This is a genomic window from Streptomyces sp. NPDC056160 (assembly GCF_042268205.1).
Lineage (GTDB): Bacteria > Actinomycetota > Actinomycetes > Streptomycetales > Streptomycetaceae > Streptomyces.
Genome location: NZ_JBHJUW010000118.1, coordinates 20091 through 27993, shown reverse-complemented (window position 1 = coordinate 27993; position 7903 = coordinate 20091). Strand labels below are relative to the sequence as shown.

At 70.9% G+C, this 7903-nt stretch carries 7 protein-coding genes; 2 read left to right on the top strand and 5 right to left on the bottom strand.

What is annotated here, in order from left to right; translation table 11 throughout:
- Window positions 1–1078: 1078 nt before the first annotated feature.
- Window positions 1079–1657, top strand: coding sequence for a M23 family metallopeptidase (locus ACFC02_RS32125; RefSeq protein ID WP_360970949.1), 579 nt, complete (start codon window positions 1079–1081; stop codon window positions 1655–1657).
- Between the two features lie 124 nt (window positions 1658–1781).
- On the opposite strand, the gene ACFC02_RS32120 is transcribed toward ACFC02_RS32125, so the two are convergent.
- A complete protein-coding gene (locus tag ACFC02_RS32120; RefSeq protein ID WP_376365011.1) occupies window positions 1782–2378 on the bottom strand; it encodes a TetR/AcrR family transcriptional regulator in 597 nt (198 codons plus the stop codon).
- A 155-nt stretch (window positions 2379–2533) separates the two neighbouring features.
- Between ACFC02_RS32120 and ACFC02_RS32115 the strand changes: the two genes are divergently transcribed.
- Window positions 2534–4123 carry an MDR family MFS transporter gene (locus tag ACFC02_RS32115; protein ID WP_376365009.1) on the top strand — a complete coding sequence of 530 codons (1590 nt, stop codon included), beginning with the start codon at window positions 2534–2536 and terminating at the stop codon, window positions 4121–4123.
- A 162-nt stretch (window positions 4124–4285) separates the two neighbouring features.
- Here ACFC02_RS32115 and cseC read toward each other — a convergent pair whose 3' ends face one another.
- The 4 genes from cseC to ACFC02_RS32095 form a co-directional block, all read right to left on the bottom strand.
- Window positions 4286–5635 carry a two-component system sensor histidine kinase CseC gene (gene cseC / locus ACFC02_RS32110; RefSeq protein ID WP_376365008.1) on the bottom strand — a complete coding sequence of 450 codons (1350 nt, stop codon included), beginning with the start codon at window positions 5633–5635 and terminating at the stop codon, window positions 4286–4288.
- Window positions 5636–5646: 11 nt separating this feature from the next.
- Window positions 5647–6345, bottom strand: coding sequence for a two-component system response regulator CseB (gene cseB / locus ACFC02_RS32105; RefSeq protein WP_376365005.1), 699 nt, complete (start codon window positions 6343–6345; stop codon window positions 5647–5649).
- Window positions 6346–6553: 208 nt separating this feature from the next.
- Entirely contained in the window at window positions 6554–7246 is a 693-nt protein-coding gene (locus ACFC02_RS32100; RefSeq protein ID WP_376365003.1) for a hypothetical protein, read from the bottom strand.
- Window positions 7234–7773 carry a SigE family RNA polymerase sigma factor gene (locus tag ACFC02_RS32095; RefSeq protein WP_037744932.1) on the bottom strand — a complete coding sequence of 180 codons (540 nt, stop codon included), beginning with the start codon at window positions 7771–7773 and terminating at the stop codon, window positions 7234–7236. Before ACFC02_RS32095 ends, ACFC02_RS32100 begins: the two co-directional genes overlap by 13 nt.
- Window positions 7774–7903: the final 130 nt, after the last annotated feature.

Genomic DNA, 7903 nt, shown 5'->3' with positions numbered 1-7903 from the left:
GTCCCGGGACCGAGAGGTCCCGGGACAGCCCCTTTTCCAGCGCTCGACCAGCGTCACCGTGATCCCGGGGAAGACCCCCACGTCCAGGCCGCCCGCGTACCGGGCGGCCGGGACGGGGCTGCGGGGTGACCTCGCGCGGTCCGGGCAGGTACGAGGCCAGGCCGGACAGGTACTCGGTGCCCCGCGGGGAGAGGACGCGCACCTGGGCGGTACCCGGCAGACGGGGCACGGTCTCGACGCTCTCGGACCAGATCTCGTCGCGAGACTCGCGTCGAGGTGCGGCGTGGCCGGTGCGGGCAGCTCGGCCACAAGCCGCCAGCCGTCGGCTTTTTTTTTGGGGGGGGCGGTCGGCGGGGGGATCTCGTCCGGACCGTCGACCAGGACCAGGGCGCGGCGCCGCCGTCAGGACGCGTTCGCCCCAGCCATCAGGACGCGTACGGCCAGCCCTCCGGCGGGGCGAGCGGGCCGCTCACCGCCTTGAGGAAGCCGGTCGGGGAGGGGAGCGGCCCGGTGCGGTCAGGGTGCGCAGGGGCAGCACGCAGGGACACGGCCGCCGTGCCGGACGGCGGTGACCGTGGCGGGGGCGGTCATACCGGTGCGGCGCGTCCAGGGGCCTGTGGTCATCGAGGGAGTTCCTCTCGCGTCCGTAACGCTGTGGATGGGGTGCGAGCACGTTCCTGCGCCAGGGGGGCGGGAGGGGAACCGATTGATTACTTGCTGGTAACTCTGCTGAGACGAACGCCATATGAGCCCGGTCACAGGGAAGCGAGGGGCAGGGGGGGCTGCCGGTGACATGGGGCACAGGCGTTTCCAGCTGTACTACGGCGCTTAGTGGGGGACAGGAATCAATAAATCGGGCATTTCGCCTGCCTGAATGGGCTGTCATGGGGGTTTTACAGGCGTTTTGTCCCAGATGGGCGAGGTGTCAAGAGATCTGAATCACTGTCCTCTCTTACTAGTTTGTGTCGTAGAGGGGGTGTTTGAGGCGCGATGACCGGCCGGGTTACCAAGGTGTGGCCCGCCCGGCGAAGCACCTGCGTCCGGGAGGTCCTCATGTCCCCCACCCACAGAGGTTTCGATGTTCCAGCGCGCCACCGTCCGTTCTTCCCGTGCGACCAAGCTCCGTACCCGTGCCGCCGTCCTGGCCGCAGGCCTGGGAGTCACGGCCGCGCTGGGAGCGGGCGCCGCGTCGGCCGCCGAGATGGCGGCCCCGACCGCCACCGTCGCCAAGTCGGCGGCGGCCTGGGTCGACCCGGTGAAGAACTACACCCTCACCGCCAGCTTCAACCAGGGCGGCAGCCACTGGATGCACAAGCACAGCGGCCAGGACTTCGCCGTGCCGATCGGCACCGACGTCGTCGCCGCGCACGGCGGTACGGTCGTCAAGGCCGGTCCCAACGGCGGCGGCGACGGCCCCGCCTACGGCAACGCGATCGTCATCAAGCACGCCAACGGGCTCTACTCCCAGTACGCCCATCTCTCCCGTATCGACGTGAAGGTCGGCCAGGTCCTCGCCACCGGGCAGCACATAGCCAAGTCCGGCAACACCGGCAACACCACCGGTCCGCACCTGCACTTCGAGGTCCGCACGACCCCGAACTACGGCTCCGCCGTCAACCCGGTCGTCTTCCTGCGCGCCCACGGCGTGAAGGTCTGAGGCCGGTCCGAAGCCCGGAGCCGAGGCGTGACGGCCTGGGCGCACCCCGGGTGACGCCAGGCTGAACGATTCATCACCGTGCCGCCCCGCTGTGTCCGCAGCGGGGCGGCACGGTGCTGTGCGCTCAGGCCCCGCGGGCGCCCCGGTGGGCCTGGGTCACCAGGTCGATGGAGACCTCGAGCACGGCCTTGCGCCGCTCCTCGGGGTCGCCTTCGAGGTCCTGCATGACGAACATGCCGGCGTGCAGCGTGAACAGGGCGCTGATGCAGCGCACCTGGTCGGTCAGGCTCGCGTCCGGGTCGATGATGATGTCCCGCAGGCCGCGCATCCGGTCCTTGAAGGTGTCGCCGATGCGCAGTTCCCGTACCGTCGCCTGGTTCTCCTGCATGAAGCGGAACAGCGGGGAGGCGCCGGCCAGCGCGTCGCTGTAGCGGCGGACGATCTCCTGCTTGGTCTCCAGCGTGTGCGGCTGGCCCCTGCCCCACTCGATCAGGTCCTGGATCGGCTGCGTCAGGTCCTCGAAGAGGCTGACGATGATCTCTTCCTTGGTCCTGAAGTGGTAGTAGAGCGCGGCTTTCGTGACGTCCAGGCGCTCGGCGATCTCGCGCAGGGACGTCTTCTCGTAGCCCTGCTCGGCGAAGAGTTCGAGGGCCACGTCCTGGATGCGCTGGCGGGTGTTGCCGCGGCGCTGCTGCTTGGTGCCGTCCATCGTGACGCCCATCCTCGTACTCCTTGCGCTGTCCCGGAAACCTACCTGCCGACAGGCCAGTGAAAACTTACTTGACGCCCGGCTAGTAAAGCTCTACCTTCCCGAGTGTAATGACTTGCCGGGCGGCAAGTAAGTGGGACAGGTACACCTGGGGGAGCTGGGGAACGATGGCGGACACAGCGATAGCCACGGCAGAGGCCGAGAAAACGGGCGAGCAGCCCAGGAGCGTACGGGTCGTGCTGCTCGCGCTCATGATCGCCATGATGCTCGCGATGCTCGACAACATGATCGTGGGCACCGCGATGCCGACGATCGTCGGCGAGCTGGGCGGGCTCCAGCACCTGTCCTGGGTGGTGACCGCCTACACGCTCGCCACCGCGGCGGCCACCCCGCTGTGGGGCAAGCTCGGCGACATGTACGGGCGCAAGGGCGCCTTCATGACCTCCATCGTGATCTTCCTGGCCGGTTCCGCGCTGAGTGGCATGGCGCAGGACATGGGCCAGCTGATCGGCTTCCGCGCCCTTCAGGGCCTGGGCGCCGGCGGTCTGATGGTCGGCGTGATGGCCATCATCGGCGACCTGATCCCGCCCCGTGAGCGCGGCAAGTACCAGGGCATGATGGCCGGCGTCATGGCGCTGGCGATGATCGGCGGCCCGCTGGTCGGCGGCACCATCACCGACAACTGGGGCTGGCGCTGGGCCTTCTACATCAACCTGCCGCTCGGCGCGGTGGCGCTCGTCGCGATCAGCGTCGTGCTGCACCTGCCGAAGAAGCGCTCGCAGGCGCGCGTCGACTACCTGGGCGCCGCGCTGCTCACCCTCGGTATCAGCTCCATCGTGCTCGTCACCACCTGGGGCGGCACGGAGTACGCCTGGACGTCCGCGCGGATCATGGAACTGACCGCGATCGGCGTGGCCGCGCTCGTCGGGTTCGCGTTCTGGCAGACCAAGGCCGCCGAGCCGATCGTGCCGCTGCACATCTTCCGCAGCCGCAACTTCACCCTGATGTCGGTCATCGGCTTCATCACCGGCTTCGTGATGTTCGGCGCGGTGCTCTTCCTGCCGCTGTACCAGCAGTCGGTGCAGGGAGCCTCCGCGACCAACTCCGGCCTCCTGCTGCTGCCCATGCTCGGCGCGATGCTCGTCGTGTCGATGATCGCGGGCCGGGTCACCACCAACAGCGGCCGCTACAAGATCTTCCCGGTGGTCGGCAGCGTCCTCATGGTGGCCGGGCTGTACCTGCTGTCCATGATGGACACGGAGACCACCCGGCTCACCTCGGGTCTGTACATGGCCGTCCTCGGCGCGGGCATGGGCTGCCTGATGCAGATCACCATGCTGGTCGCGCAGAACAGCGTCCAGATGAAGGACATCGGCGTGGCCTCCTCGTCCGCCACCCTCTTCCGTACGCTCGGCTCGTCCTTCGGCGTCGCGATCATGGGCGCGCTCTTCAACAACCGGGTCCAGGACGTCATGGCCGAGCGGGCCGGCGCCTCGGGCTCCAAGATGACCGAGAAGTCCGCGCAACTGGACGCGGCGAGCCTGGCCAAGCTCCCGGACGCCATCCGCGAGGCCTACCAGCACGCGGTGTCCTCCGGAACGCACTCGGCCTTCCTGCTCGGCTCCGTGGTGGGCATCGTCGCCCTGGTCGCCGCGGTGTTCGTGAAGGAAGTCCCGCTGAAGGGCGCAGGCCCGGCCACGGCGAAGGCGGCCGACGCGCAGGTGACCGACGCGAAGGCGGCGGAGGCGCAGGCGTAGAGCGGCGCTCCCGGGCTTCCCCGGAAGCGCCCGCGCGCCCCCGCACCGCACGGAGGCCCCCGGCTCTCGCCGGGGGCCTTCGTCGTTCCTTCGTCGTTCCTTCGTCGCGCCTTCGTCGTGTTCTCGCCGTGCCTCCGCCGTGCCGAGAGAGGCCGGTCTCCCTCAGGCCGGCAGGGTCGGGTAGCTGCCCGTGCTGGTCGGCGCGTGCTCCGGGAGCCACAGGACGGCGACCGCGCCCTCGGCCGGGACGTGCTCGGGAGCGCCCGCGGGCCGGACGTTGCGGAACGTCAGCCGGGCGCCCAGGACGCGGGCCTGCCCGGCGGCGATGGTCAGGCCGAGGCCGTGGCCGCGCCCGGCCCGGTCCGCGCTGCCGGTGCGGAAGCGGCTCGGGCCCTCGGCGAGCAGCGCCTCGGGGAAGCCGGGGCCGTGGTCTCGCACCCGGATGACCCGGCCTTCGACGGTCACCTGGATCGGCGGCCTGCCGTGCCGGGCCGCGTTGGTGATCAGGTTGAACAGCACCCGCTCCAGCCGCCGCGGGTCGGTGGTGACCATCGACTCGTGCACGACGCGTACCTCGACGTCCGGGTCCTTGGCCGCCACCCGCCGGGCGACGAACTCGCCGAGCAGGATGTCCTGGAGTTCGGCCCGCTCGGAGGCGCCGTCGAGCCGGGCCACCTCCAGGACGTCCTCCACCAGGGTGCGCATGGCCTTCGCGCGGTCCAGGACCAGTTCCGTGGGGCGGCCCGGCGGCAGCAGTTCGGCCGCCGTCAGCAGCCCGGTCACCGGAGTGCGCAGCTCATGCGCGATGTCCGCGGTGACCCGCCGCTCGGCCTCCAGCCGCTGCTGCAGCGTGTCCGCCATCGCGTCCACCGCGCGCGCGAGGTCGTCGGTCTCGTCGCGCACGACACCGCCGATGGCGTCGCGGACCCGTACGTCCGGCTCGCCGTTGGCGACCCGGTTCGCGGCCGCGGAGGCCTTGCGCAGCCGGCGCGAGAGCTGGCCGCCGATGAGCACGCCCAGCGCACTGCCCCCGAGGACGACCGCGATGGAACCGATGACCAGGGCCTGGTCGAGGTCCCTGAGGATGTTCGCGCTGCGGTCGGTGAAGTGGGTGTGCACAGAAAGTACGTGGCCGCCCTTGATCGGCATGGCCGCCCAGATGTCGGGCACCCCGCCCCGGTGGTCGGTCACGTACGTCGCCCGGCGGCCCTCGCGGATGCTCTGCTGCAGCTCGGGGGGCAGCAGCGGATCGTCGATCTTGATGATCGACGAGGTCGGCCGGTGACCGGGCCGCTCGTACAGCGGCTGGGCGTACACGAGCCGCGAGTCGGCGAGGTCGCGGGCGTTGTCCAGCATGGACACCCGCGCGGCGTTGTGCACGACCAGGCTCAGCGCGATCGCGATCAGCGAGCCCACCAGGGCGATGGCCGCGCTGAGCTTCCACCGCAGGCCGGTACGGATGTCCGCGTGCTCCAGGCGCCCCGGGAGCAGGCGTCGCGTGTTCCCCCGCATGCGTGCCCCGCTCAGGCCTTCAGCTTGTAGCCGAAGCCGCGGACCGTCTCGATGCGGTCCTGGCCGATCTTGGCACGCAGCCGCTGCACGTGGACGTCGACGACCCGGGTGTCGCCGCCCCAGCCGTAGTCCCAGACCCGCTCCAGGAGCTTGTCCCGGGACAGGACCGTGCCCGGCGCCGAGGAGAACTCCAGGAGCAGCCGCATCTCGGTCGGCGTGAGGCCCACCGGCCGCCCCGCCCGGCGCACCTCCATGCCCTCGGTGTCGACCTCCAGGTCGCCGAAGGTCAGCACGCCGTCCGCGCCGGCCGCGCCCTCCTCGCCCCGGTCGCCGCCGGCGTGCCCGAAGCGGCGCAGCACCGCGCGGATCCGGGCGACGAGGACGGCGCCGTCGAACGGCTTGGTCACGTAGTCGTCGGCGCCCGCCTCCAGGCCGAGGACGACGTCGATGGAGTCCGCGCGCGCCGACAGCATGATCACCGGCACGGTCGACTCGTCGCGGATGCGGCGGCACAGGCTGACGCCGTCGAGGCCGGGGACCATGACGTCCAGCAGTGCGATGTCCGGCCGTCGCGCCCGGAACGCCTCCAGGCCGGACAGCCCGTCGGGCATCGCCGTGACCGCGAAGCCGTCCCGCTCCAGCGCGAGCTGGGTGGCCTCGCGGATGACGTCGTCGTCCTCGACGAACAGGACGTGGGTCTGGTCTGCCATCCCGGTGCTCTCAGTCCTCGTGTGCTTCAGGTGGTGCGCCCCCTGGGGGGACGCGCCTGATCGGTGGTGCGTTCCTCGGCGCCGTGCACCGCCGGTGGTGGGCCCGCCGGTGCCGTGCCCGCCTGTCGCCTACCCGGCGGGTGCCGCGTTCACCAGGGGATCGGACGGGCGGGCCCGATCGGTTCACGCCGCCGGATCCACCCGGTGGTCAGCTGGGCGGTTCCGGTACCGGCTCGGGCTCGTCCGCGGCCTTGGACGCCGCGGCGCTCCCTCCGACGGCCTTGCTGTACTCGTTGCGCGTACTGAACGCCTTGGTGAAGCGGCTGCCGGACCAGCGGTAGGTGATGACGTCCTCGCCGGACGGGTTCGAGACCGGATCGCCCCGCTCGTACACCTGCTTGGTCACCACGAGGTCGCCGCGGTCGATCTCGGCGTACACCGGAGGGTCCTCGGCCGCGAACACGTTCTCGTAGTGGTCGCCGGCCTGCTCCCGGTACACATAGGCACCGAGGCCCACGGCGTCCCCGCAGGTCAGCACGTTGATGACGATGTCGTCCGCGGAACTGCCGGTCAGCTTGCCGTACGACACGTCCACAGGGTACTCGTCGGCGACGCACGGTTTGAGCCCGCGCTTGACCGAGGGGGAGACCTTCGGGTCGTCCTTGACCAGCCGGACCGCGTCCACCGGGCGGGGGGTGTCGCTGGGGCTGGGGGTGGGCGCGGCCGGGGTCCCCGCCACCGAGCTGGCGTCGGCGGGCCCCTCGTCGCGAGCGCCGGTGCCGCCCGTACCGCAGGCGGACACCAAAAGGGCGAGGGCGGCGAGCACGGCCACCGCCGTGCTCACCGCCTGGAAGGTCCCTCGAGCCGCACTGGGCTCAGGGCCGGCGCTCAGGCCGCGCAACGCTCCCGCTCCTCACGCTCCAGCGCGCGTGCGTCCAGATCGCGGGCCTCCAGCTCCTCGCGGAGCCGGGCGAGCGCCCGGTGCAGCGTGCTCTTGACCGTTCCCGCGGACATGCCGAGTGCCGCGGCGGTCTCCTCCGTGGACATCTGCTCCCAGTGTCGCAGCACGACGACACTGCGTTGCTTCGGAGCGAGAACTTTCATGATGTCCATGAGCAGCGCACGGTCGGCGTGCTGTTCGGTGGAGTCGTCGACCGAGGCGTCCGGGAGCTGCTCGGTCGGGACCTCCTCCAGCTTCCGGGCCCGCCACCACTCGGTACGCGTGTTGATCATGACGCGGCGCAGGTAGGCGTCCGCGAGCCGCTTGTCGGCGATGCCGTCCCAGCGGCCGTACGTCCGTACGAGCGCGGTCTGCAGGAGGTCCTGGGCGTCGACCGGGTCCGGCACCAGCCGGCGTGCACTGCGCAGCAGCGCGTCCTGCCGGGTACGCACGTACTCCTCGAACTCGAGCACCTCACCCTGCGCCATGATCAACCGCCTCCGCTCCCCGTTTTCCGGCCTGTCTCCCGCCGGACCCCGAGCCTGTGTGCGAGCGACTGTGGTCGGCAGCCGCCCGGTGCCTGTCGGGCACGGAAATGAAGGTACGGAGGGGTTGTCA

Coding starts and splice junctions, on each gene's coding strand:
- ACFC02_RS32095 (WP_037744932.1), bottom strand. CDS start 7,773: ATGGCGCAGGGTGAGGTGCTCGAGTTCGAGGAGTACGTGCGTACCCGG.
- cseC (WP_376365008.1), bottom strand. CDS start 5,635: ATGCGGGGGAACACGCGACGCCTGCTCCCGGGGCGCCTGGAGCACGCG.
- ACFC02_RS32115 (WP_376365009.1), top strand. CDS start 2,534: ATGGCGGACACAGCGATAGCCACGGCAGAGGCCGAGAAAACGGGCGAG.
- cseB (WP_376365005.1), bottom strand. CDS start 6,345: ATGGCAGACCAGACCCACGTCCTGTTCGTCGAGGACGACGACGTCATC.
- ACFC02_RS32125 (WP_360970949.1), top strand. CDS start 1,079: ATGTTCCAGCGCGCCACCGTCCGTTCTTCCCGTGCGACCAAGCTCCGT.
- ACFC02_RS32120 (WP_376365011.1), bottom strand. CDS start 2,378: ATGGGCGTCACGATGGACGGCACCAAGCAGCAGCGCCGCGGCAACACC.